General features: G+C 68.8%; 24 protein-coding genes and 5 pseudogenes. 15 read left to right on the plus strand and 14 right to left on the minus strand.

The annotated features are described in order from the left end of the window. Positions 1-301: 301 nt before the first annotated feature. From BM414_RS31560 to BM414_RS31570, 3 genes and pseudogenes are all read right to left on the minus strand, one after another. The gene (locus BM414_RS31560) at positions 302-658 is read right to left on the minus strand and encodes a transposase family protein (protein WP_342716368.1); all 357 of its coding nucleotides are present in this window, start codon (positions 656-658) and stop codon (positions 302-304) included. A 64-nt stretch (positions 659-722) separates the two neighbouring features. Continuing rightward, positions 723-953, minus strand: a pseudogene (locus BM414_RS31670) (hypothetical protein); the annotation flags it as partial. Positions 954-961: 8 nt separating this feature from the next. Further along, a pseudogene (locus BM414_RS31570) lies at positions 962-1,282 on the minus strand (helix-turn-helix domain-containing protein); the annotation flags it as partial. Between the two features lie 106 nt (positions 1,283-1,388). Here BM414_RS31570 and BM414_RS27035 point away from each other — a divergent pair. Beyond that, entirely contained in the window at positions 1,389-1,586 is a 198-nt protein-coding gene (locus tag BM414_RS27035; RefSeq protein WP_093584897.1) for a hypothetical protein, read from the plus strand. Between the two features lie 617 nt (positions 1,587-2,203). Here the strand turns inward: BM414_RS27035 and BM414_RS31175 are convergent. After that, a complete protein-coding gene (locus BM414_RS31175; protein ID WP_139246080.1) occupies positions 2,204-2,812 on the minus strand; it encodes a GPP34 family phosphoprotein in 609 nt (202 codons plus the stop codon). Here BM414_RS31175 and BM414_RS31675 point away from each other — a divergent pair. The 4 genes from BM414_RS31675 to BM414_RS30435 all read left to right on the plus strand — a co-directional run bounded on the left by BM414_RS31675 (position 2,784) and on the right by BM414_RS30435 (position 4,014). Further along, entirely contained in the window at positions 2,784-2,909 is a 126-nt protein-coding gene (locus tag BM414_RS31675; protein WP_175551855.1) for an IS3 family transposase, read from the plus strand. The genes BM414_RS31175 and BM414_RS31675 overlap by 29 nt on opposite strands. A 72-nt stretch (positions 2,910-2,981) precedes the next feature. Next, a complete protein-coding gene (locus BM414_RS27045) occupies positions 2,982-3,560 on the plus strand; it encodes an integrase core domain-containing protein (RefSeq protein WP_217644951.1) in 579 nt (192 codons plus the stop codon). Positions 3,561-3,631: 71 nt separating this feature from the next. Next, positions 3,632-3,781 (plus strand): PIN domain-containing protein, encoded by a 150-nt coding sequence (locus BM414_RS30430; RefSeq protein ID WP_217644952.1) that lies wholly within the window; start codon positions 3,632-3,634, stop codon positions 3,779-3,781. Further along, the gene (locus BM414_RS30435; RefSeq protein WP_217644953.1) at positions 3,778-4,014 is read left to right on the plus strand and encodes a PIN domain-containing protein; all 237 of its coding nucleotides are present in this window, start codon (positions 3,778-3,780) and stop codon (positions 4,012-4,014) included. The genes BM414_RS30430 and BM414_RS30435 overlap by 4 nt, the downstream gene beginning before the upstream one ends. Before the next feature lie 195 nt (positions 4,015-4,209). Here BM414_RS30435 and BM414_RS27055 read toward each other — a convergent pair whose 3' ends face one another. Next, on the minus strand, positions 4,210-4,770 hold the full coding sequence (locus tag BM414_RS27055; RefSeq protein ID WP_217644954.1) for a calcium-binding protein: 561 nt from the start codon (positions 4,768-4,770) through the stop codon (positions 4,210-4,212). A gap of 528 nt (positions 4,771-5,298) precedes the next feature. Between BM414_RS27055 and BM414_RS27060 the strand changes: the two genes are divergently transcribed. Both BM414_RS27060 and BM414_RS27065 read left to right on the plus strand, forming a co-directional pair. After that, entirely contained in the window at positions 5,299-5,616 is a 318-nt protein-coding gene (locus tag BM414_RS27060; protein WP_139246081.1) for a helix-turn-helix domain-containing protein, read from the plus strand. A 100-nt stretch (positions 5,617-5,716) separates the two neighbouring features. Beyond that, a complete protein-coding gene (locus BM414_RS27065) occupies positions 5,717-6,016 on the plus strand; it encodes a hypothetical protein (protein ID WP_093584909.1) in 300 nt (99 codons plus the stop codon). Positions 6,017-6,043: 27 nt separating this feature from the next. Here the strand turns inward: BM414_RS27065 and BM414_RS27070 are convergent, their stop codons facing one another. Both BM414_RS27070 and BM414_RS27075 read right to left on the minus strand, forming a co-directional pair. Beyond that, a complete protein-coding gene (locus BM414_RS27070) occupies positions 6,044-6,328 on the minus strand; it encodes a hypothetical protein (protein ID WP_093584912.1) in 285 nt (94 codons plus the stop codon). Between the two features lie 225 nt (positions 6,329-6,553). Beyond that, on the minus strand, positions 6,554-7,093 hold the full coding sequence (locus tag BM414_RS27075; protein WP_139246082.1) for a hypothetical protein: 540 nt from the start codon (positions 7,091-7,093) through the stop codon (positions 6,554-6,556). 1,162 nt (positions 7,094-8,255) lie between these two features. On the opposite strand from BM414_RS27075, the gene BM414_RS27080 reads away from it, so the two are divergent. After that, a complete protein-coding gene (locus BM414_RS27080) occupies positions 8,256-9,323 on the plus strand; it encodes a cellulase family glycosylhydrolase (RefSeq protein WP_175551856.1) in 1,068 nt (355 codons plus the stop codon). Between the two features lie 82 nt (positions 9,324-9,405). Here the strand turns inward: BM414_RS27080 and BM414_RS27085 are convergent, their stop codons facing one another. The 3 genes and pseudogenes from BM414_RS27085 to BM414_RS27095 all read right to left on the minus strand — a co-directional run bounded on the left by BM414_RS27085 (position 9,406) and on the right by BM414_RS27095 (position 13,025). Beyond that, the gene (locus tag BM414_RS27085; protein ID WP_093584920.1) at positions 9,406-9,732 is read right to left on the minus strand and encodes a hypothetical protein; all 327 of its coding nucleotides are present in this window, start codon (positions 9,730-9,732) and stop codon (positions 9,406-9,408) included. A 255-nt stretch (positions 9,733-9,987) separates the two neighbouring features. Further along, positions 9,988-11,469 (minus strand): sugar transferase, encoded by a 1,482-nt coding sequence (locus BM414_RS27090; protein WP_245785023.1) that lies wholly within the window; start codon positions 11,467-11,469, stop codon positions 9,988-9,990. 383 nt (positions 11,470-11,852) lie between these two features. Further along, positions 11,853-13,025 (minus strand): annotated as a pseudogene (locus BM414_RS27095) (IS701 family transposase). Between the two features lie 432 nt (positions 13,026-13,457). Here BM414_RS27095 and BM414_RS31975 point away from each other — a divergent pair. Both BM414_RS31975 and BM414_RS31180 read left to right on the plus strand, forming a co-directional pair. Then, positions 13,458-13,772: pseudogene (locus BM414_RS31975) on the plus strand (transposase); the annotation flags it as partial. 76 nt (positions 13,773-13,848) lie between these two features. Further along, positions 13,849-14,031 carry a hypothetical protein gene (locus BM414_RS31180; RefSeq protein WP_245785024.1) on the plus strand — a complete coding sequence of 61 codons (183 nt, stop codon included), beginning with the start codon at positions 13,849-13,851 and terminating at the stop codon, positions 14,029-14,031. Between the two features lie 142 nt (positions 14,032-14,173). Here BM414_RS31180 and BM414_RS27105 read toward each other — a convergent pair. Next, a protein-coding gene (locus BM414_RS27105) for an IS3 family transposase (RefSeq protein ID WP_425432380.1) occupies positions 14,174-15,344 on the minus strand; the annotation gives its coding sequence in 2 pieces (ribosomal slippage) (positions 14,174-15,071 and positions 15,070-15,344; 1,173 coding nt in all). Positions 15,345-15,510: 166 nt separating this feature from the next. On the opposite strand from BM414_RS27105, the pseudogene BM414_RS27110 reads away from it, so the two are divergent. Continuing rightward, positions 15,511-16,029, plus strand: a pseudogene (locus BM414_RS27110) (IS3 family transposase); the annotation flags it as partial. Between the two features lie 6 nt (positions 16,030-16,035). On the opposite strand, the gene BM414_RS29840 reads toward BM414_RS27110, so the two are convergent. After that, a complete protein-coding gene (locus BM414_RS29840) occupies positions 16,036-16,173 on the minus strand; it encodes a hypothetical protein (protein WP_175551858.1) in 138 nt (45 codons plus the stop codon). Positions 16,174-16,422: 249 nt separating this feature from the next. Here BM414_RS29840 and BM414_RS27115 point away from each other — a divergent pair, with 249 nt between their 5' ends. After that, on the plus strand, positions 16,423-16,923 hold the full coding sequence (locus BM414_RS27115) for a pyruvoyl-dependent arginine decarboxylase (protein ID WP_093584929.1): 501 nt from the start codon (positions 16,423-16,425) through the stop codon (positions 16,921-16,923). A gap of 20 nt (positions 16,924-16,943) precedes the next feature. After that, positions 16,944-17,471: a hypothetical protein gene (locus BM414_RS27120; RefSeq protein ID WP_139246084.1), complete on the plus strand. Its 528-nt coding sequence runs from the start codon at positions 16,944-16,946 to the stop codon at positions 17,469-17,471. 58 nt (positions 17,472-17,529) lie between these two features. Here BM414_RS27120 and BM414_RS27125 read toward each other — a convergent pair whose 3' ends face one another. Both BM414_RS27125 and BM414_RS27130 read right to left on the minus strand, forming a co-directional pair. After that, the gene (locus tag BM414_RS27125; RefSeq protein WP_093584935.1) at positions 17,530-19,812 is read right to left on the minus strand and encodes a putative bifunctional diguanylate cyclase/phosphodiesterase; all 2,283 of its coding nucleotides are present in this window, start codon (positions 19,810-19,812) and stop codon (positions 17,530-17,532) included. Positions 19,813-19,899: 87 nt separating this feature from the next. Further along, positions 19,900-20,748 carry a GNAT family N-acetyltransferase gene (locus tag BM414_RS27130; RefSeq protein WP_139246085.1) on the minus strand — a complete coding sequence of 283 codons (849 nt, stop codon included), beginning with the start codon at positions 20,746-20,748 and terminating at the stop codon, positions 19,900-19,902. Between the two features lie 443 nt (positions 20,749-21,191). On the opposite strand from BM414_RS27130, the gene BM414_RS29845 reads away from it, so the two are divergent. Further along, positions 21,192-21,347, plus strand: coding sequence for a hypothetical protein (locus BM414_RS29845; protein WP_175551859.1), 156 nt, complete (start codon positions 21,192-21,194; stop codon positions 21,345-21,347). A 24-nt stretch (positions 21,348-21,371) separates the two neighbouring features. Continuing rightward, positions 21,372-21,695 carry a transposase gene (locus BM414_RS27135; protein ID WP_139246086.1) on the plus strand — a complete coding sequence of 108 codons (324 nt, stop codon included), beginning with the start codon at positions 21,372-21,374 and terminating at the stop codon, positions 21,693-21,695. The last annotated feature ends 137 nt before the right edge of the window (positions 21,696-21,832 follow it).

Raw genomic sequence — 21,832 nt, forward strand, 5'->3', positions numbered from 1 at the left:
ACGTTGTGATCGGCGAGCGCAGACCCCGCCGGGATCACGGTGAGGGCCGCGGCGAGCACGGCCAGGGACGTAAGACGTCGACGCATGGTCATGTGTCTACGCGACCGGTGGCTGTAACCAATGTCATGCGATGAAAACCGATGCTGTACCGGAACGTTCACAGTCTGCCCTAACAAAGCGTAAAAGCGTTATGACACTCCGTCATAGACGGCTGTCTACGGTCACGATGGTCGGCGATCTCCTAACGCCCTCGTGCGTAAATTGCGGCGAGCGGTCGTTCACCTGGTCAGGGCGGGTTCGATCACCGGGCGCTGCCGGCCAGTGGAGCTCTCGGCTGGCGGTGAGGCTGGGCAGGTCGTGGGGCTCGTTCCTGGCTGGGAACCAGGCCGGCGACCGCGGGCAAGATTGTGTCCAGGTGCTCGCGTCGGCCCAGGTGACGTGACAGGGCCCGCCAGTTCCTCAGGTGGCTGATGCCGTGCTCCACGTGGATCCGCTGCGATGCATGCGCTCGGCGTTCGGCCTCGTGCGCCGTGGCCACGGCGGGGACGAGCGGGATCTGGTTCTTCCGCCGGGCCGGCCGCGGCGTGGGCACCGCGCCGGCGGTCTGGGTGCTCAGGCCCTGATAGCCGGCGTCGGCGGGCAGGGTGACGCCCGGAATGAGGGCCCAGCAGCTCCACCAGCCCGGCCTGCCGGACCTGGGTCAGGTCATGGATGGAGCCCGGGCGGGGCTGTCCGCAGAACAACAGCCGCCCCGCGGCGTCGGTGATCACCAGCGCCTTGACGGTGTTGGCGCGGGCCTTACCCGAGACGAACCGGCGCCGACCGGTCCGACCGGCGGCCGGGCGGCGCACCCGGACCTCGGTGGCATCGAGCAAGCCGAGCTGCCGCTGGCGCCCAGGTGGGCGACCACATCGGCCAGCGTGCGCAGCCGGAGCCCGCCGTCCACGGTGCACCCGCGTTCGGCCAGCAGCGGGCGGACCTCCCCGACCGCGCGGGTGATCGTCGAGCGAGACACCCCGAACCAGCAGGCCAGCACGTCGTGGGTGACTCCGTGGCGCAGGTGCACCAGGGTGGCCAGCAACCGGTCGATGAACACCAGCCGGTGCCGGGCACCTGCTCCGACTGCCCGCCGGCGCGGCCGATCAGCCAGGCGTGCCTCCTGACGCGCTTGCCATCGCGGTCCCAGCTCAGCCAGGACCTCCCGGGACAGTCCCGTCACATGGCGATCGGCGACAGCGGCGGCTCGAGCCAGGCTCCTCGACACACTCCGCCCCTGCTCCATCCTCCACCGCAGCACGAGCAAGGCGTCCGCTGACCATGCACGAGCTCGTTAGGTACCAAAGCCCTGATCAGCGAATGACCGTGCGGGCTGGACGACTGAACGTGCCATGGACCAAGAGCTGAACGCCCGGTTCTACGACGCTGCGATGGGCCTTGATGTGGAGCTGCGCGTGGTCCTCGCCGGCGACGATGCCTCCGGGTACTCGACCTCATCGCCTGAACTTCCGGGGTGCGTGGCAGCAGCAGATGACGCTGCGGACTGGCTGCGGCTCTTTCGTGAGGCGGTGGCCCGGCACCTGGGATGAGGACCCAGCTGCCGGGCTACAGCCCCGTCACCCCGGCGGCGTTGTCGTGCAATAGGCGGCCGTCGCGCACGTAGTCGCGCAGCTGCTAGGTCGAGCGGTGCCCGGTCTGCTCCTGATTGCGGCTTCGCTGGCGCCGCTGTCGACGGCGGAGGTCATGAAGCCGGCGCGCAGCGAGTGCCCGCCGAGGTCGGCGGGGTCAAGGCCGATCCGTCCTCCTGCGGCCTTCCTGATCAGCGCAACTGAGCGGTCCGTCAAACGCTCACCCAGCCGCGAGCGCTCGTGGATGCGTCGGAACAGGAGACCGGCAGTGTCGTCGTTGACTGCCAGCCACACGCCGAACGCGCGCACCGGGCACGACGACGGGTGTGAGCCGTAGGCAGTCTCGCCTCGACTCCCGATAACTCTTTTAACGGCGAAGTCCGCCGTGGTGTCCAGTCAGGTACGGCGGACGACGCCGGTGTAGCCGCGCGATGACGAGGGTGGCAGCGGCCCAGCTAAATGCTGCGCTGTGTCAGCAGATGCTCCACTGGCGGCGTAGTGCGGCCGCGCGCCGGGTCCACCACGCGCGCCGGTGCGCCGCACCCGAGTGCACGGCCGATCCCATCACTACCGACTGTTCACCAGCTGCCGCCTCCTCCCTGACCCGTGCGGCCGGCTTTGGCTGCCAGGGCCACCGCGGTCTGCATCTCGGCGAGGACCCGCTTCACGACCGCGGCCGCCGGAACCTGCTGGGCTGCGGTGCTCATCCGCCGCCGGGCATGGTCCCGGTCGGATCGCTGCGGTGCCACCACCTTCACCAGGCCTGCCGGACCTGCCAGCGCGAGCAGCACGGCGGTGCGCGGCTCCAGCACGCCGTCGGTGGCGGCGGCTCGCATCCGGTGCAGCACCTCCTCACGCACCGTCGGTCGCAGGACGGGGTGCCTGGTGACGTTGACCAGCAGGATTCGGGACCGGCGACGTCCGAGCACGCCCTGGGCGATCAACCCATCGACCAGTAGAAGCCACGAGCCGCGCCGCCCGTCTTGCCGGCGCAGCTGGTCGGGAAAGCTACGGCCCGCCGGCTCGGCGGGCCTCTCGGGTACGCCGGCCGGTAGCGGGCACAGCCACCACGCCCGCGCCCGGGCCGACCGGCCGCCGCGGGGCTCGTGGCCACGGCCTGCGCGGGAGAAGGGCCGTGATGCGGCCCGCCGGCACGCGTTGGCCCATCCGGCCTGGGGGCACCGCAAGGTGTGGGCGATGTGCCGCCACGACGGGCACCGGGTCTTCCAGGCCACCGTGCTGCGGCTGCTGCGCGACGAGGGACTCCTGCTGGAGGCCAACTAACAGCGTGAACGGCGCGCGCTGGCCGCTCGACGCAGGGCCGTCTTCGCCGCCGAGCCGAGCGGGCCCAACCAGGTGTGGCAGCTGGACTTCTCCGAGTTCGAGACCACCGCCGGGGGCATGTGGCGGCTGGCCGGCTGCCGGGACTACTGGAGCAAGTACGAGCTGGGCTGGCACGTGGCGCCGACCGCAAACCAGCACGACGCGATCGCCGCGGTCGAGCTGGCGCTTACCGAGGCCGGCCGCTTGGCCGGGCGGCCGTTGGCCGACCTGGTCGAGCGCGACGCCGAGGGCAACGTGGTCCCGCTGGTCACCATCGTCACCGACAACGGCGGACCGTTCCGCTCCTTCCGGTTCGAGGCCTTCGTCGCCACCCACCCCGAGCTGCGGCACGTGTGCACCCGGGTCAAGACACCCGGGCAGAACGGCTCACGCGAGCGCGGCTGCGGCTCGCTGAAGTACGAGAAGCTCTTCCTCGAAGAGATCCCCGACGCCCTGAACCTGGTCGCGCACGCCGAGGACTACCGGGTCGAATACAACACCGTGCGTCCGCACGAGGCGCTGGCCTGGAACCGGCCTCTTGACGTCCACCTCGGCCTGGCCGACCCGCTGATCCCCAGCTTTCCCGAGACCGAAGATCTGCCAGCTGCTTGACGCGGGACACCAATCGGTCTCACCGATGAAGTTGTCGCCGAACGCAGCCAGAAACCCGGGCGAACCATCGAGTGATCGTCCTCGACGCCTCTGCCTTGCTGGCCCTCATCAAAGACGAACCCGGCGCAGACGTTGCCTCTCGCGCAGCAGCCAACAACGACGCGACGATCAGCTCGGTCAACTACGCCGAGGTTCTGCAAAAGCAGCAAGCCTTGGCGTGACTGCCGGAGAAGTTGACGCAGCGCTCGAGGATCTGGGCATCACCGTGACGCCCTTCGCTCGCCTCGATGCCCGCCTCACAACTTCGTTCTACCGCCACAAGTCCGGTCTGGGCATCGCCGACCGCGTCTGTCTGGCTCTGGCCCGCAGCCTGTCGAGCCCGGCCTACACCGCTGATCGCATCTGGCAGGACTGGGCCGATGACCTGGGCGTTGACGTTCAGGTGATCCGGTAACCGTCGGCAGGGTCGGCCGCGCCGTGGCGTGCACAGACCGTTCAGAACGTCGAGGACACGACATAGGCGAGTTCATGGCTGTGGCTCCAACCTCTGGTAACGAGACGTTGGAGCCACAGTGTGCGCCTGCTACATCCCTAGGTGCGGATGCGGTGTGCAGTTGGTAAGGGTGTCACCGTCGGCGGGACGGTTCGGTCAGGGCGTGATGGTGTCGTTGCCGTCGCCGACATCGGTGACGACGTCGTTGCCGGCGCTGCCGGTGAGGGTGTCGTTGCCGTTGCCGCCCTCGATGGCGTCATCGCCGGGGCCGCCGGTGACGGTGTCGTTGCCGTTGCCGCCGTTGATGACGTCGCCGAACGCGGTGCCGGTGATCGTGTCGTTGCCGTCGAGGCCCAGGATCGTCTTACCCGGGCTGGCGTTGGTGCAGTCGATGGTGTCATCGGCTGAGGTTCCGGTCACCGTCGTAGCGGTCTGCGTGACTCCCACGCTGACGACGCACGGAACGAAGGGGCTGGGCGGGAGCACGGGCGGCACCTTGCATCCGGTGACCGGGTCGGCGTAGAAGTCCTGTCCGACCGTCAAGACTCCGGACTTGTACGGTGCGGCCGGCCAGTTGAGGGTGCCGTCGTGGTTCTTGATGTGGTTGGCCGCGGCGGTCTTGCTCACCGTGATCTGCACGTACGGGTTCGTCGCCGACCCGGTGCGGTGACAGATCGACACCTTGTCACCCGATGGGGCGGGGGCGGCCTGGCTCACAGAGGTCACGCCAGCGAAACTGGCACACATCACGCTGGCCACGCCAAGGGTGGCGAGCACTCGGGTACGCATCATTTTGCTTCCTTCTTCGCTGACCGGTGTCAACGTGAAGTCGTGCCGGAGTCCTACGCGCTGAGCGGCACGTTGCCGGGGCGCTGGTACACCCGGGCCTTCGGTAGCAGAGGGAGCTACGGAAGGCGCGGGCGAGCCGTGACCTCGTCATGAAGGAGTCACGCCAAGTCGGTTCGCTGCGCAGAGGTGTGATCGAACCGTGGTCTTCGTGTGCGGTGGGGCTTCCCTCATGTAGGAACTTATCGGAACAACTAGGAACTTACAAGTCCGCGATCCCAGGTGCGAAGTCAGCCTCCCGAGTCGCCCGAGGCCGGTGACATGGGCTGCTTGAGCCAGGGTGAGCGACAAGCAGCCCGGGTTGGCCTACAGTGGTCTTCCGTCAAGTGCATACTTCCGCCGAGATCGCAGGTGATGATCATGAGCCGGGAGCTAGCCCGACGAGCGGTCAGGCGAGCGGTGGCTCCCGAGGGGCGGCTGGCGTTCGCCAAGCGGGCGGGCGTCGATCCGGGAACCCTGGCGCACTTCCTGGACGGCACCAGGTGGCCCCAGTTGCGAACCCTGAGCAAGATCGAGGCAGCCATCGGATGGACCCCGGGGTACATCGCCGAGCTCGCCGAGGGCAGTACCACCACCGAGATCGGCAGCGACGCCAGCGGCGGCGCCCGGATCCTGGTCGAGTCCTACCGGCAACTCAGTCCAGAAAACCAGCGCCAGGTGGAGCGCATCGTCGCCACGTTCTTAGTCCGGGACGAGCAGGGCCGCCGATCACTCTGAGTAGTCCGCTGTTGACGTGTCTCAGATATTGCGCCAAACTCGCCAGATCGGGAACCGAACCGGACACCCGCCCCACCCGGGCTCACAGTCAGGGGCGACGATGCCCATCACGTTCCACACCAGTGACGGGCTGCCCCCCACCGTGGCTGCCGTGCTGGCGCAACATCCCGACCAGACGGTCGTGGTGCTCAACCACACGCTCGTGGAACTCATGTCCCCGCTGGAGCAGATGGAACTGCTCACCGCTCTGTTCGCCAAGATGGACCGACCCCCAGCCGGCCGCCGGCTCGACGAGCTCGACGAGCTCGCCGCTCCCCGCCGCGAGCGCAGCCGACGAACCGACGAGAACAACCGATACACCGAGCTCAGCACGTCGGAACAAACCAACTCCCGCGATTGAACTGCGGCAGAACAACGCCGGGGCGGCTCAGCCAGTTCGGTCCGCTGTCGGCTGCATGTAGGAGTGGCGCCACTCCTCGAGCATCTCCCGGGCCTGTTGCAGTGCGTTGGGCTTGGTCAGGTCGATGACCACCCACAGGACGCCGTCGACCGTTATCGCTGCACACACTGCCCTGCCCTCCAGTGGCCGATAGCGAACCTCGATGAAGCCCTCGATCAGGGTCAGGTCGGACAGGCCCGCAGTCGGGTCGGGGCAGTCAGGCAGCGCCGCGAGGAGTTCGTCGAGACAGGACTCGTCCAAGGAGTGGGTCACGTGGACAGCCCCCAGAAGCCGACCCTCGGGGTCCGGCGAGGGAGCGATCAAGCCGCTACAGACAGTACGTCATGACGCAGAGGACCGCAGGTTGCGCTCAACGTGCTGGTGATCGCCGGCCAGAGCCAGGAGTGCGGTGCAGTCGGGCGGGAGCCCTGATCGCGGTAGTGAGTCTGGCCACTTTGGGCACTGGCAGTCGCTCCGCTGTTGACGCTGAGTGGGTGATCAGCCCCTGCCGCCGGCCTCGCGAGCGTGCATACGGGCTGAGACGGCGAGGCGTCTGCGGGCCGGCAGTGACGCGCTTCGCCGGTGAGGCTCGACCGCTGTCGAGGGAGGGGCCGGCGAGGTTGGGCTCACGCCCGGGGAGGATCGTTGCAGGTCCTCGGCGATGAGCTGCAGCAACTGTGCCCGCAACCGCGCCTTTTCCTCCGCCGACACCTCCTCGTCGCCGAGGAATCGGGCCACTTTGAAACCCAGGTCCCGCGGCTCCTCGTCGCGCACCTGGTAGCCGGCTGCCACCTGCGCGGCCTGCACCAGGTCCGACTCACTGATCGGCAGGACCGCCGCCAGCGCCCGCACGGTCTCCGGCGGCACCCTGTGCCCCTTCGGCCACGCCTGGTTCGGATTCAGATGACGGGCGACAGAGGCCCGACGGGAGTCGTCAAACCCCGCCCGGCGGATCAGCTCCCGCACCGACACGTTCTGCCCCTCCTCCCGGATGAGCTGCCGGCGCGCCTGGTCCACGGCCTGCTGGAAAGCGTCCATTTGTGACGCACTGTAAACCCACTTCCCCCCTCGCCCCAGGGTCAAGGGCTCTGCCAGCATCTTTGCGCCGCGTTGCCCTATGGTCCTGTACCCAGCGTGAGCTACTGACAACAATTGTCCATGTACCGAGGTCGGCGTCTCTCGCGGCGCTCCCAGTGAACAGCCGCCCGCTCCGACGTCTCGAACGATTACTCGCCCGTCCACGAGGGTTGATGGTTGGCTAAGCCAGTGGGACGGTGACTTCCATCGGATCCGCTTGTTGGCCCACCACTCAGGCGAAGGAGTCGCCGATGACAGGGATGGCGCCGTACCGCGACTTCCTGCGGTGTCCGACTGATCACTGCCCTCGGAAGATCGTCGACATCCCACTCAGGGCGCCGCGCCCGGCCGGGGGTCCACCAGTGGCGCGCACGACCACAGGTCCACCACCCATGTCGGTGACCCGATGACGGGCGTCGACCCTATTGGCGAAACTCACTATCTCGACCGGAGAGGCAACATTCGGTGCTCTGGTTAATGCTGGCCGGCTGGCTGCTCCTCGCGCCCTTGCTGGCCCTCCTCGTCGGCAGGGCCCTCACCGTCTGCCAGACCAATGAGGACCGCACGGTCGCCCGAGCTCTACTGCATGCCGACTCGGAAGGTCACAGCGCGACCGGTGGCAGAGGACCCAACCATCTGTCGTCTGCGCGGTCGAGACCGGCAACGAGCCGCTCATCACGGCGCACGCCTACACACCTGAGCACAAGCCGGCGCCCGACGAGCTGGACGTGCCCGTCCCGGATCGTCGCCGCTGTCGAGCAGGCCGGCCCGGATGGGCAGGAAGGTTACGACCGTGGCTAGAGATCAACTGCCTCATAGGTGACTTGAGAAATTGAATGCGCTACGCGAGCCCCTTCAAAGTAGTTCGACGAACCCTGTTGGACGCTCATCTATCGGCTCACGTAGCAGTTGGACATGTCAGCGCGCAACCGCGTCACACGCCTCACCAACTCCAGTAGCGCACCACTAAACGCAGTCTCGGCGGGCGGGTTGGGGCGTCGGTGGGGGTGGCGGAGGAGGTGGATCCGGATAGGTGAACACGTCAGGCTGAGTTGATCTTCACATGAAACCGTGCTGGCAGGCGCGTTGACTACCGAAAAGCGGTCGAGATTCCATGCCCACGATGACCCGCCGCCGGTTCCTCACCGGCGCCGCGGCAGCAGTCGCCGCGCTCGCGGTCGGCACCGGCACCCGCGTCGCGCGGGCGACCCACACGAGCGGGACCGTCAGCACCACGCCCCGCGCGGCCCGGATCGGGGTCTCCATCGGCGCCGCCGATCTGATGTATCGCGGCGCTGCGTGGCGCGACGCTCGTCTCGACGAGGCCGTCCACCTGGGCGCGAACTGGTTGCGCACCGACGCCAACTGGGCGTGGATCGAGGGCACTCGCGGCACCTGGTCGTGGGCCGAGCTGGACGGCCTGGTCGATGCCTGTGCTGCCCGCCACCTCCGTCCGCTCCTGGTCCTGGGCACCCTCCCGACCTGGGCGCGACCCGCGGGGACGCCGGAGACCCACGGACCCACCACCCAGAGCCAGCGAAGCGGGTTCGCCGCGTTCTGCAATCGCGTGGCCGCCCGCTACCGAGGTCGGGTCACCCACTACGAGGTGTGGAACGAACCTAACCTGCCTCAGTTCTGGTCGAGCCCCAACACCAGCAACTACGCCACGCTGCTCAAGGCGGCCTATCCCAGGGTCAAGGCCGCCGACCCGAACGCGAGGGTCCTGGCCGGAGGCGTCGGCTGGGGGTCCACCATCAGTACCGTGACCTGGTACCGCGACTTGTACGCCCGGGGCTGCAAGCCGTACTTCGACATCGCCAACACCCACCCCTATCAGGACCCGTACTGGTCACGGCAAGACTCCTGGGACTCCGGAGAGCTCTACTACGCCGGTCAGATTCGGCAGGTGATGAACCAGAATGGGGACAGCGCCACACCGCTGTGGGGAACCGAGTTCGGCGCGCCCTCGTCGGGAGACAACTCCGTGACCGAGGACCAGCACGCCCAGTCGCTCGTCGGCGGCCGCGACCTGTGGTTTGGAAGGGAGTCGAACAGCGTGCTGTTCCTGTACACCATGCGCGACCGCACCCCCTACGGCAACGCCGAGCGGGAGAACTACTTCGGGCTCACCCGCGCAGACGGCACCCCCAAACCGGTCCATGACCAGATGCGGAGCTGGATCCTCGCATAACAGACTGTCAGGGGGACATCTGAATCGCGCAATGGCGCCCCGGGGACAGAACCTGGCCAGACGCAGAAGACGTCAGGGCCAGCTACGAGATTGCGCGAGTGAGGGTGCGCCGGCCCGAGACGTCGAGCCAGTTCCGGATGGTACTGCCGGCCGCCAGCGAGTATGCGGGGCAAGCAAATCGCTCCGATAGCAACTGCGCCGGGCCGACGGTGGTCAGCTGGCGACGCCAGTACAGCGCGTCCGGCCGGTCCGGAGGACTGGCCACGGCCGGGTAAACCGTCGTCGCCGCCAAAATGCTGCGGATCAGGTATTGGAACTGACCCCTGACCGAGCTACTGGTGCAGTACCGCGTCACGTATTGGTCCTCGCGGCTGCTGGCCGCGGCGCTGGCAGCCGAGGAGACGTCCATCTCCTACGTCACCGTCGCCCCGATCGGGCACCACTTCGGCGTTCACCCCCTGACGAGCACAGACCTTCAAGTTCGCACCGATCCGCAGCTGGAAGGCAAATACGCGACGGCGTCAGGCTGTATCTGCATCCACCGGATGCGCGCGTTAGTGCGGTGCATGGACGAACTCAAAGCCTGCGTCGTCGTCTGTCCGTGCCAGATTCGGACAGTCGCCTTCTTGACCCGGTCCTTCCGATGGGGTTCCAGCGTCCGGCGTCACCCGCCCTGGCGTCGGACGACCTGGCCGACCGTCATCACGAGGATCTTCACGTCCAGCCAGGGGGACCAGTTCTCGATGTAGTAGTTGTCGAAGCGCGCCCGGTCCTCGATCGAGGTGTCCCCCCGGAGTCCGTGCGCTTGTGACCAGCCCGTCAGCCCGGCCGGGACGCGATGGCGGGCCGTGTACCGGGGGATGTGGGTGGAGAACTGCTGGACGAAGTGGGGACGCTCCGGACGGGGCCCGACGAGGCTCATGTCGCCGCGGAGGATGTTCCACAACTGAGGCAACTCATCCAGGGATGAGGCCCGGAGGAACTTGCCGACCGGGCCGAGGCGGTCGTCGTGCTTGATGTTCCAGTTCGTCTGCGACTCGGCCTCGTTCACGGGCTTGAGCGACCTGAACTTCAGCACGTCGAACGGCCGTCCATCCAGGCCGACCCGCTGCTGCCGGAAGATGATTCCGGGGCCGCCCTCGTACCGGACGGCCAGGGCGCAGACGGCCATCACCGGGGACAGGAGCACCAGGGCCAAGCCGGAAACCACGATGTCGAATAACCGCTTGACCTGCCACCAGGGGCTGCGGAACACCGCCCGTCGCACCCGGATGAGCGGGATCCCCCAGATCTCGTCGGTGTAGCGGTTGGCGTTGTGCAGCTCGAACAGCCGAGGAACGAGGAAGACCTCGACGTCAAGCCGGTCGCAGGTGCGCAGGATGTCGACCAGGTCGTCCTCGTCCGCTCCGCCAAAGGCCACGATCACATCGCGGATGGAGTGCTGACGGATGACCTTCCCCAGCTGCTCGTACGCGCCCAGCACCGGTGCCGGCAGCAGCCGGTCCTGGGTCGGGGACTGGCAGTCGACGAAGCCCACTGGGTCCAGGCCGTAGTAGGGACGGTCCTGCAGTGTGTTCGCGAGACGGACACCCACCGGTCCGGCGCCGACGATCAGCGTGCGGTGTCGGATCTTCCCCCGACACCGCGCCGTGTGGACGACCGTGTAAGCGGTCCATCGCACTAAAAGCACCGCAGCCAGGAGCACCAGCGCGTGAAGCACCTGCCGGGGCGGTGGGTCGACGCTCGGGAAGAGCGCGAGGAGTGACAGTTTCAGTGCGAAGCCGACCAGAGACGCGGCGAGGACGTAGGGCAGGTCGTCCAGCAGCGAGAGGTTGAGCCGCGACCGGTAGAGCCCCGCCACGAAGAACACCGCGATGTACACCCCGAGGACCACCACGTGCACGGGGTTGGCCGGCATCGTGATGGCCGTGGCGACCACGAATGCGGCCACGTCCCCCAGCAGGAGGTAGGGACGGACCCCTCCGCGCAGCCACCAGGGCTCCGGATTGCGCCAGGGTTGCTCTAGCTGCAGTGGCCGAGCGACCGGCGCTGACCGCGCTTCGCCGTCCGGCTCGGCGACCGGGTCGTCCGGCTTGTTCAACAGCCCTACGTCGCGCGCAGGGCTCTCCCCCGTGTTCTCAGCCACTGTCTCTCCTCGGCTTACCACGCCGGGCTCGGTGGTCAGGGCTCTGTTGATTCCACGCCGGGATGAGCCCGGGCTCGCGGTGACGTCTGATGCTAAACGGGACCCGCGGAGGCCGCATGCCGGACCGAGGCGCCCGACGACGAGGACCGCGCCTGCGTGGCGTGCTCCGCGCACGAATCCAAACCCCGCGCGGGTCTCTCGTGCCGGCTAGTGCTGCAACGGCAGTCATGGCGGGCCTGTCCGCGGGCGCGGTAGTGGGCGGCGCGGGCTAGGGCCTGGCGTCGTCGGCGCCACCACGACCACTCCGCGACGTGCTCGAGGTCGGGCCGCGGGCCGCGGGCCGCGGATGAGCGTGTTGATCAGGCGCCGGAGCTCGGGCACGGTCAGGGCAATGAGCTGGCCGGTTCCAGCTGCGGAGCCCCCTTTTCCGCGGTGGCGCGGGTGGCAGACAGGTAGCCGTGGGCGAGCATGGCCAGGGTGATGTGCCGGTACCAGGCGGTGTGGTCCCGGACCTGGTAGGAGGTCAGGCCGGCCTGGTTCTTGGCCGCCCGAAAGCACTCCTCGATCCGCCAGCGGCCGCCGGCCACCGCGACGAGCCGCTCCAGGGTGATCCCGGCCGGTCCGGCGCAGACGTAGAAGGCCAACTGCGACTCCTCGTCCGGGTCGGTGGGAATGGTCCGGCGGGCCAGCACCCAGCGCCCAGCTCGGATCCCATCCGGCTAGTAGCTCGATCCGGACCCAGTCGTAGAGCCGCTGGCCGTGCGCGCCGGCGCCGGCCGAGCACCGCTGCCAGGCGACTCGGGTAGCTCGGCGATCAGCGCGCGGACCCGCCGCTGCCGCCAGTCGACGGTGGCGACGCTGTCGTTGCTGCGCGTGGCCAGCACATAGCGCAGGCCGTGCTGCTCGCACCCCACCCGCAGCCGCTTGTCCTGGCCGTAGATCTCCTCAGCGGTCAGCCAGCTCGCGGGCACGCCGGCCTTCAGGGCCCGGGTGAGCATCCGGCGGACCAGCTCGGGCTTGGTGGCGAAGTCGACCTCGTCGCCGATGCCGGCGGCCCGGGCGCGGTCCCGGTCGTCGGTCCAGGCCCGCGGCAGGTGGAGCGCCCGGTCGATCAACGCCCACCCACTCTCGGTGGCGTAGGCCAGGAAGACCCCGATCTGGCAGTTGTCGATCTTGTCGGTGGTGCCGGTGTACTGCCGGCCCACTCCGGCCGAGCGGGTGCCCTTCTTGACGAACCCGGTCTCATCGACCATCAGGACCCCGCCGGGCCCGAGCCGCTCGACCACATAGGCGCGCAGCTGATCGCGGACGGCGTTGGCGTTCCAGTCGGCGGTGCGCAGCAGCCGCTGCATCCCGTCCGGGGAGACCTCGCCGGCGGCCTCGGCCAGCGTCCAGCCGTTCTTGCGTTCCAGCTGGCCGAGCAGCCCGCGCAGATAGGCCAGCACCCGGACCCGCGGCTCGGCCCGGGCTAACGCGCCGGCAATCCGTCGGTGGAGCTCCTCCAAACCCGCCGCCCAGTCCCGCACCTCGGCCACCAGGCCATCACAGCGCAGCATCCGCACACGCTGATACCAGCGCCCGAACGAGTCCGACAGCGACACGCACAAGTGCCGTTGCAGTACTAGCCGAAATGGCGTACTGCGTCCGCTGACCGCCGATTGGTCACCGCGCGCAGGGGAATTGTTTCGCCGCCTCCGCGGGCACGCCACCCTCGGTGAGCGCTTGACGGACCGCTCCGTCGCGACGATTGTGAAGGCCGCAGCCACCCGCATCGGCCCTGACCCCGCCGACTCCGGTGGGCCAGTTGCCGCGCGCCGGCTTTGTCACCTCCGCCGCCGACGGCGGCGCCAGCGAAGCCGCCATCAGGGAATAGATCGGACACTGCTCGACCAAGCAGTTGCGCGACTACGTGCGCGACTGCCGCGTGTTCTACAACAACCCGGCCGCGGTTAGAGGACTGTAGGCGGGTCGCACTACCGTCCAACGTGATGCTCAGGCTTCTCGTTGACACCCCAGCTTGGTTGGACCTGGTGAAGGACCCTCGTCGGCTCGAAACCTCGAGACACGGCGCAAGCCGAGGAGGAAGGGCCCAGGTGGGCCGACGGAGCAAGTACCACGAGGAGTTCCGCCAGCGAGCTGCGCAACTAGTCTTGGACAGCCGCCGCAGCGTGCGCGAGGTGGCCGGAGAGCTCGGGATCAGTCACGAGACGCTGCGGAACTGGGTCGCCGCCGAGCGGCGTCAGCGAGCCGATGGCCCTGCGGCGCTTGCAGCCAACGAACGGCTGGAGTTGGTTCGGTTGCGGCGCAAGGTGGCCGAGCTGGACCTCGAGCGGGAGATCCTGAAAAGAGCCGCGGTCTTCTTCGCTCGGGAGACGGGCCGTGAGCCGCGGAGTGCTCTGCGAGTTCATCGCTGCGGAGAAGACCACCTACGGTGTGCGCCGTCTGTGCCAGGTGTTCGGGATCAGCCCCACCATCTTCTACGCCTGGGTCGCCCGCGCCAGCGGACCGACGGCCGCCGAGCTTGAGGACGCCTACGCAATTGAGGCCGCCCCCACCGCGTGAACCGAGCACCGGCGCACCTACGGCGCCCGCCGGCTGACCGCCGAGGTCCGTGATCGCGGGCACGCCTGAAACCGCAAGCGGGTCGCCCGGCTCATGTGCCTGGGAGCTTGACCCGGTTCTCCGGACACGTCGGTTGTGGTGATCATGCCGCGGTGAGCGCCGCGGTGTGAAGGTGCTCGAACGCAACCGGTGACAGATAGCCAAGGGCGGAGTGCCGTCGGCGCGGGTTGTAAAAGGCCTCGATCCACTTGAAGATCGCCGACCCGAGATCGGCCCGGGTGTCCCACGTCTGCCGGTCGAGCAGTTCGCGCTGCATGCTGGACCAAAAGGACTCGATCATGCCGTTGTCAACGCTGGAGGCCACCCGGCCCATCGAGCCGAGCAGTCCGGCGGCGCGCAGCCGGTGGCCGAAGATCCAGGACGTGTACTGGCTGCCGCGGTCGCTGTGGACGACGGCGCCGGTGGATGGCCGGCGGCGCCAGCGAGCCATCTCGAGGGCATCGACGACGAGTTCGGTGCGCATGTGGTCGGCGATCGACCACCCCACAACGGTGCGGCTGAACACATCGAGAACCGCGGCGCAGTAGACCTTGCCCTCGGCGGTGGGGTACTCGGTGATGTCGGTGACCCACCGCCGGTCAGGGGCATCGGCGACGAAGCGGCGCTGCACCAAGTCCTCGTGCACGGCGGGCGCCGGACCCGCTCGGCGGTGTTCGCGCCGGTGGCAGACGCCGGCCAGCCCGCCGGCGCGCATCAGCCGAGCCACCCGCTTGCGACCGCAGGCCAGCCCGAGACCGAGGCGGAGCTCGGCATGCCCCCGGGGTGCGCCGTAGGTGCCTCGTGAGGCCGTGTGGATCCCGGCGATGGTGGTGCTCAGCTCCTGGTCGGCGAGCTGGCGGGCGGAGGGCGCGCGGCCGCGCCACTCGTAGTAGCCCGACCGCGACACTCTCAGCACCCGGCAGGCCACCGTGACATCGACCGGCAGGTCGGCGTCCTCGGCGAGCTCGCGGACCAGCCGGTAGATCATTTTGGGCCGGGAAAGCCTCCGGGGCAAAGTAGGCACTGGCCCGCTTGAGGATCTCAATCTCCATCGCCTGCACCCGATTCTCCCGGCGCAGCCGGACCAGCTCGGCCCGCTCATCGGTGCTCAGCCCCTCGGTGCGGCCGGCATCGATGTCGTCCTGCTTCAGCCACCGCCGCAGGCACGACTCCGCGATCCCAAGGTCATGGGCGATCTCGGCGATCGACTTCTCCCGCCGGCGGGCCAGCTCCACTGCTCTGCGGCGGAACTCCGGTGGCTTAGCTGCAGGCATCCAGGACTCCTCTCCAAGGCGATCATCGCCTCAGAACAGGTGTCCGGATAACCGGGTCAAGCTCCCCTGGGCGCGATGAAGCAGTTCACCGCCGTAGGCGGGGCAAGTACGGCCGCCGCACCGTCTCCACCGCGACCGCACCCGATCGGGTCGAACGGAACTTCACCGGGGCCGCGCCGACCAGCTGTGGGTCGCCGACATCTCCTACTTGCGGACCTGGGAGGGGTTCGTCTACCTGGCCGTCGTGGTCGACGCCTTCAGCCGCAAGGTGGTCAGCTGGGCGATGGCCGACCACCTACGCACCGAGCTGGTCCTCGACGCGGTCGGCATGGCCATCACCGCCCGCAGGCCGGCCGCTGGGACGGTGCATCACACCGATCGCGGAACGCAGTACACGTCGTATGAGTTTGGCAAGGCGCTGTGCGCTTCGGGCCTGCTGGCCTCGATGGGCCGGGTCGGCTCGGCGTTCGACAACGCGATGGCCGAGTCGGTCTTCGCCACGCTGAAGACGGAGCTGATCTACCGCCGCGCCTGGGCGACCCGCCACGAGCTGGAGATGGAGATGGAGGTCTTCTCCTACCTCGAAGGCTTCTACAACACCCGCCGCCGGCACTCCCGGCTGGGCAACCTCAGCCCCGCCGAGTACGAGACCATGCACCTGACACAGAACGAGGTGTCCGCCTGACGGGGGTCACCTCATGCTGCCGGCCGGCGACGTCTTGACACGTTGGTGCGCGAGGCCCGGTGAGGTCTCCGCGTCCTGCTCGGCGATCCGCACCTGCAACCCCACCACGACAGCTGCCAGCTCGTCGTAGGTCGGAGCGATCACGGACCGATCCTTCACACCCGACCATGACCACCCGGCTACGACACGCCAGCAACCGCTCTAACGCCAGGGCCCATCTCCGAGCGGCAACCCACGATCGTCCGTGGCGGGGCCCCAGCCCCCATACCGTCTAGCCAACAGCCCGGCCGGAAGTGTCGGGTAGATACATACGGCTCGACTGCGCCTGTGCGTGGTTAGTGACGATTGCGGAGCACACAGGGGTAGTCCGACCCCTCACTCGTTGGAGATCTGATGAACCCCCCTACCACTCAGACTATCCCCATCGTCACCGGGATCGGCACCGGCAGCACCGCACTGTCCGCCTTCGACGGGGCGCTACGTGACGCCGGCGTCGCGAACTACAACCTGATCCGGCTGTCCAGCGTCGTGCCAGCGCACACCGCCGTGGACGCGACCGGTACCGCACCGCTGCCGGCCGGCGGCTGGGGTGACCGGCTGTACTGCGTGTACGCCGAGCAGCGCGCGACGACCCCTGGTGACCAGGCGTGGGCAGGGATCGGCTGGGTGCAGCGGCTCGACGGCGCCGGCGGCTTGTTCGTTGAGCATGAGGGGGACAGTGAGCAGTTCGTCGCCGACGCGATCGAGGCGAGCCTCGCGGACCTGGTCGCGGGTCGCCCCGAGAGCTTCGGGCCGGCGCAGAAGGTGCTGACCGGAACCGTGTGCGTCGACGCCCCGGTGTGCGCGCTGGTCGTGGCTGCCTACGAGACGGCCGGCTGGAAGTTCACCCAATGAGGGTTGCTCTCGAGCGAGAGATGCCCGCAGACCTCATCGAGGGCTTCTACAGGCTGTACCGGGAGGCGTTCGAGCCGCTGCGGACTCGTGCGGCAGCCCGGCAGGTGCTCACCGCGGAGGAGTTCGCCGAGGAGATGGTCGACACGCGCGTGGACAAATACGTCGTCTACGACCGGGACGGGCGGGCGGTCGCGCTCACCACCTTCACCGACGACCTGCGCACCGTGCCCTGGATCGAGCCGGCTTACTACGCGGCCCGCTTCCCCGAGCAGGCGGCCCGGAATGCGATCTTCTACCTCGGATTCACCCTCGTCCACCCTGACCATCAGGGAGGTCCCGCGTTCGCGCTCACCCTCGTCCAGCTGGTTCGCCGGATGATTGCCTCCGGCGGCGTGTGCGCCTACGACATCTGCGCCTACAACGACACCGTCCGGAGTATGGGTGCCGGCATCGAGACGGCGGTCACCGCGATGGCCGACGTGACCATCGTCGGTTCGGACACCCAGACCTACTACACCGCCGAGTTCCACGCCCGCGCCAGCCACTGAACCTGGGCACAGCAGTGCCCCGACCGGTCTTCTGGTCGAGGCGCTATGTGCTGGTCCCTCAGGCGGCGCCGGCCACCCACAGGTCGTGATGCGACAGCGTCAGCGACGCCGGGCGGGGGCAGCCGTAAAGGTAACCCTGGGCCATGTCGCAGCCCAGCTCGCGGAGCCGGTCCCGTTGCAGCGGGGTCTCGATGCCCTCGGCGACGACGGTCAGGCCGATCGCGTGAGCCATCGCCACCACCGCCCGCACGATCGCTTCGGAGTCGACGTCGACGCCCAGCCCGGCCACGAAGGACCGGTCGACCTTCACAATTCCCACGGGGAAGCGCTTGAGGTATCCCAGCGCGGAGTAGCCGGTGCCGAAGTCGTCGACGGCCAGGGTGACACCGAGGTCACGCAGCCCCCGGAGGGTGGCTGCTGCCGCGTCCGGGTCCTCCATCATCGCCGTCTCGGTGATCTCCAACCCCAGCGTCGATACGTCGATCCCGGTGTCCAGCAACGCGATGGCGACCTGGTCGACCAGCTCGTCGTGGCGCAGCTGCCGGGGGGAGACGTTCACCGACATGTGCAGCTTCCGGGCGGTGCCGAGGTTGGCCTGCCAGTCGGCCAGCTGCTCGGTGGCCTGCTGCAGCACCCACGCGCCGATCGGCACGATGAGGCCGGTCTCCTCGGCGACCGGGATGAACTCCTTCGGGCTGACCAGACCCCGCTCGGGGTGGTTCCAGCGCAGCAGCGCCTCGAAGCCGGTCAGCTCGTCGGTGCCCAGGTCGATGATCGGCTGGTAGTACACCTCGAGCTCGCCGTGCTCGAGCGCTCGCCGCAGCGCCTGCTCCAGTTCGACGCGGGCCTGCACGTGCTCCCGCAGGGACGAGTCGAAGAAGGCGTAGCCGTTGCGGCCGGCGGCCTTCGCCTTGTACATGGCGGTGTCGGCGTCGCGGATGAGCTTCTCGGCGTCGGCGTCGGGCGTCGAGCGGGCAATGCCGATCGACGGGGTGACGACCACGCGGCCGACGGTTAGGGCGAACGGGTGGGTGAAGTCGGTGACGATCCGGGCGGCCAGTGTCTGCGCCAGCTCCGGCCCAGCCGGCCCGCTGAGCACGACGACGAATTCGTCACCGCCGACCCGGCAGACCAGGTCCTCGTCGCGGGCCGCTGCCCGGAGCCGCCCGGCGACTGCGACCAGCAACTCGTCGCCCACGCCGTGGCCCCAAGAGTCGTTGACCAGCTTGAACCCGTCGAGGTCCATGAACAGCACGGTCACCTCCCGGTCGAATCCGATCCCACGCAGCGCCGCGTTCACGTGGTCGCCCAGCGGGACCCGGTTCGGCAGCCCGGTCAGCGCGTCGTGGGTGGCCTGCTCGCGGGCGTGTGCTTCGGCTTTCGCGTGACTGTTCACTGCCCGAACGGTGCGGCACGCGATGGCGGCGGTCAGCGCTCCGGCCAGCATCAGCCGGACGGTGACGTCGGCCGCTCCACGTGCCGGGAAGCAGGTGGCCAGCGCGACCGGGGTCAGCAGGGCGGTCACGATACCCAAGACGCGCAGCGAGCCCAATGGGCTGACCTCACCGACCTGCGGTTCGGTCAGCGCCCGCATTGTCGGGTGCAGCGCGGCGCCGCCGATCGCGATGTAGGCCAGCAGGAACAGCCCGTCGCTCACCGCGAGTGGTGCGAGGGTGGCGCTGGTCATCCGCAGCGCGTACAGCAGATCTCCGGCCAGCAGCGACGCCACGGCGGACCCGAGCAGCCACAGGGCCGGCATGCGAGCGGCGCCTGCGGAGAACGCCAGCTGCGCGATGAGGGCGACGAGGAGGACGTCGATAACAGGGAAGACCGCGGCGACGACGTTGACCCAGACCGGCGTGACTGCCTCCGACCAGGATAGGACCGGGCTGATCAGGAAGGTCCAGGCCACCAGCCCCGAGCCAACACCCACCACGGTGGCGTCCAGGCGGGCCGAGGTGTCCGCGAGACCGCGGCGCCGACGCAGCATCTGCAGCAGCGCCTGGACCAGCAGCGCGTAGCCAGGCAAGGTGAAGCTGTCCGGGAGGAGGGCGGCGTACGTCGGCGGGTCGACCGACGTCGCCGGGACGAGTACCCGCAGCAGCGCGCCGGCGAAGAACAGGGCGCATGCAGCCGCGATCGACCGCCACGGCCCGAGGTCGTCGGCCTGCCAGCGGTAGCCGGCCACGACGGCCGCGGTGGACCCGACCGCGATGGCGATGAATGCGATCACGGCGACAACCGGTGGGGCGACCGCCGCAGTCGCGAGGGCGAGGGCACCGACGGCCAGGAACGACCAGGCGACCCGTGGGCGCAGGGGCCCGGTGGGGATCATCGACATCTGCCGCTTCCTTTGCGGTCGGGAGGCACCGCTCGGACCGTGCCGCCACCCGCGGATCCGGCAAGCAATCTGCCCCCGGATCGGGCATCAGTTCCCGATTGGGTTAATCATCCACACGTTGGGCTCCACATATATCCCGGTGTCGGTGTGCACGTCTACGTGCAGCGGTGCGAGCGCTCCGGGAATCACGTAGTCCCCGCTTCCTGGCAGGGCCAGCCCGGTCCATTCCGACCACGCGGCGACGTTGCCGGTGATCGTCATCGACGCCTCCGCGACGCCGGCCAGCTGCGCGCCGGCGTCCAGGTGCACCCGCAGCCACGGGTCGAACATCCGGCCAGAAGCGTCGCGCCAGCCGATGTAGTCCGCCATTGGGATGAGCGGGTAGGAGTGCTTGAGCATCGGCCTGACCGGGACGACGAGCGCCTGGGCGCCGGCTCGGGCGGCGTTGCTCTTCAGCTCGGCGATCATTGTGGCCGACAGTCCCCGGCCGGCCGCCGCGGGAGCCATCGTGATCGATAGCGCACAGACGGTGTCGGCCGCGTCGCCGGCCGCGATCAGCTTCGCGCTGCGCACGACGGCGTCGTCCCAGCCTTTGGGCAGCTCGTCGCGGGTGATGTCCCAGCGCAGCGGAACGCTCAGCCCGGCGGCGAGCAGGTCATCGCCTTCGACGAGGAGAACCTGGTACTGCGGGGCGGCCAGCAGCAGTGCGGCGATGTCCAGGCCGTGCCCGGGAATGCCGTCGAGCATGTACGCGGGCCAGCTGCCGGCCAGCAGTGGCAGGATGGCGTGAGCGAGGTCGGGGGCGTCGGCGAGGGTCAGGATGCGCGGAGTCACGTCAGGAACTGTTCCCGCAACGAGGGACTCGACAATCGTGACGCGTCGGTGCCCAGCGCTGGTGCCGACGCAGGTCACATCAAGACGCGGGTCGCGTCTCATGGTCAGGGCGGTCCGCGTACGGAGGTGACGGTCCACCGGGGCCGGCCCGGGGGTTTCGGTGTCAGCACTGCCGGGCGCCGGCCAGCTGCGGAGCTCAACGCTGGTGAGCGGCGAGCGCGCGGGTCAGCGCGGCAAACGTCAGGGCCGCGCGGTCAGCGCCCGGCCCTCCACGTGCAGGGTGACGTCCTCGCCTCAGCATGCCAGCACCGCCGGTGCCCCGTCGGCCGGCAGCTTGAGCAGGGCGCCGTCGCCGAGGACGAGCGCGTCGGTGGCCCGGCCGGCGGTGACCTCACCGGTGCAGGGGCTGTAGAACGCGATCCAGTACTTGCGCCGCGAGCCGGCCTCTCTGGGCGTTCGACAACGCGATGGCCGAGTCGTTCTTCGCCATCCTGAAGACCGAACTGGTCTACCGGCGAGCCTAGCCGACCCGGGACGAGCGGGAAATGGAGGTCTTCAGCTACATCGAGGGCTTCTACAACCCCAGGCACCGGCACAGCCGGCTGGACAACCTGAGCCCGGCCGACTTCGAGAAGATGCTCACGACACAGACCGAGGTGGTCTGCCCCGCCTTTCGTGGAGTCGTGTTGCTGGAATCCTGACCGCGCAATCCTGTCGGAAGGTTCGTGGGCAAGCGTGGTTCTCCGCCGGAGTTCCGGCGCAAGGTGCTCGACCTGGTCGCGGCCGGCCGCCCGGTCATCGACGTGGCCCGTGATCTGGGGATCAGCGCGCAGTCGATCTACACCTGGCGCCGGCAAGACCGCATCGACAAGGGCCTCGAGCCGGGGCTGAACAGCGCGGAGAGTTCGGAGCCGACCGAGGCCAAGCGGCGGATCGCCGAGTTGGAGGCCGAACTGGCCGTTCGCCGTCGGGCCAGGGAGCTGCGGGGGAAGGTGGTGCCCTCAAAGGCGGTTCGAGGCCATCGCGGTGATGGGAAGAGGACCCAATGATCAATCCTAGTGATCCGGGCGCCGTCGCCCTCCCCTGCCCGCGCTGGTGCGCCGCCGGCGACTGCCAATGGGCCCCCGACGGCGAAGAATGGACGCGGGACCACACCTCGTGGAACCTCCCCCCGCCGACGCCCCCT

The organism is Geodermatophilus amargosae, from assembly GCF_900116515.1.
Taxonomy (GTDB): domain Bacteria; phylum Actinomycetota; class Actinomycetes; order Mycobacteriales; family Geodermatophilaceae; genus Geodermatophilus; species Geodermatophilus amargosae.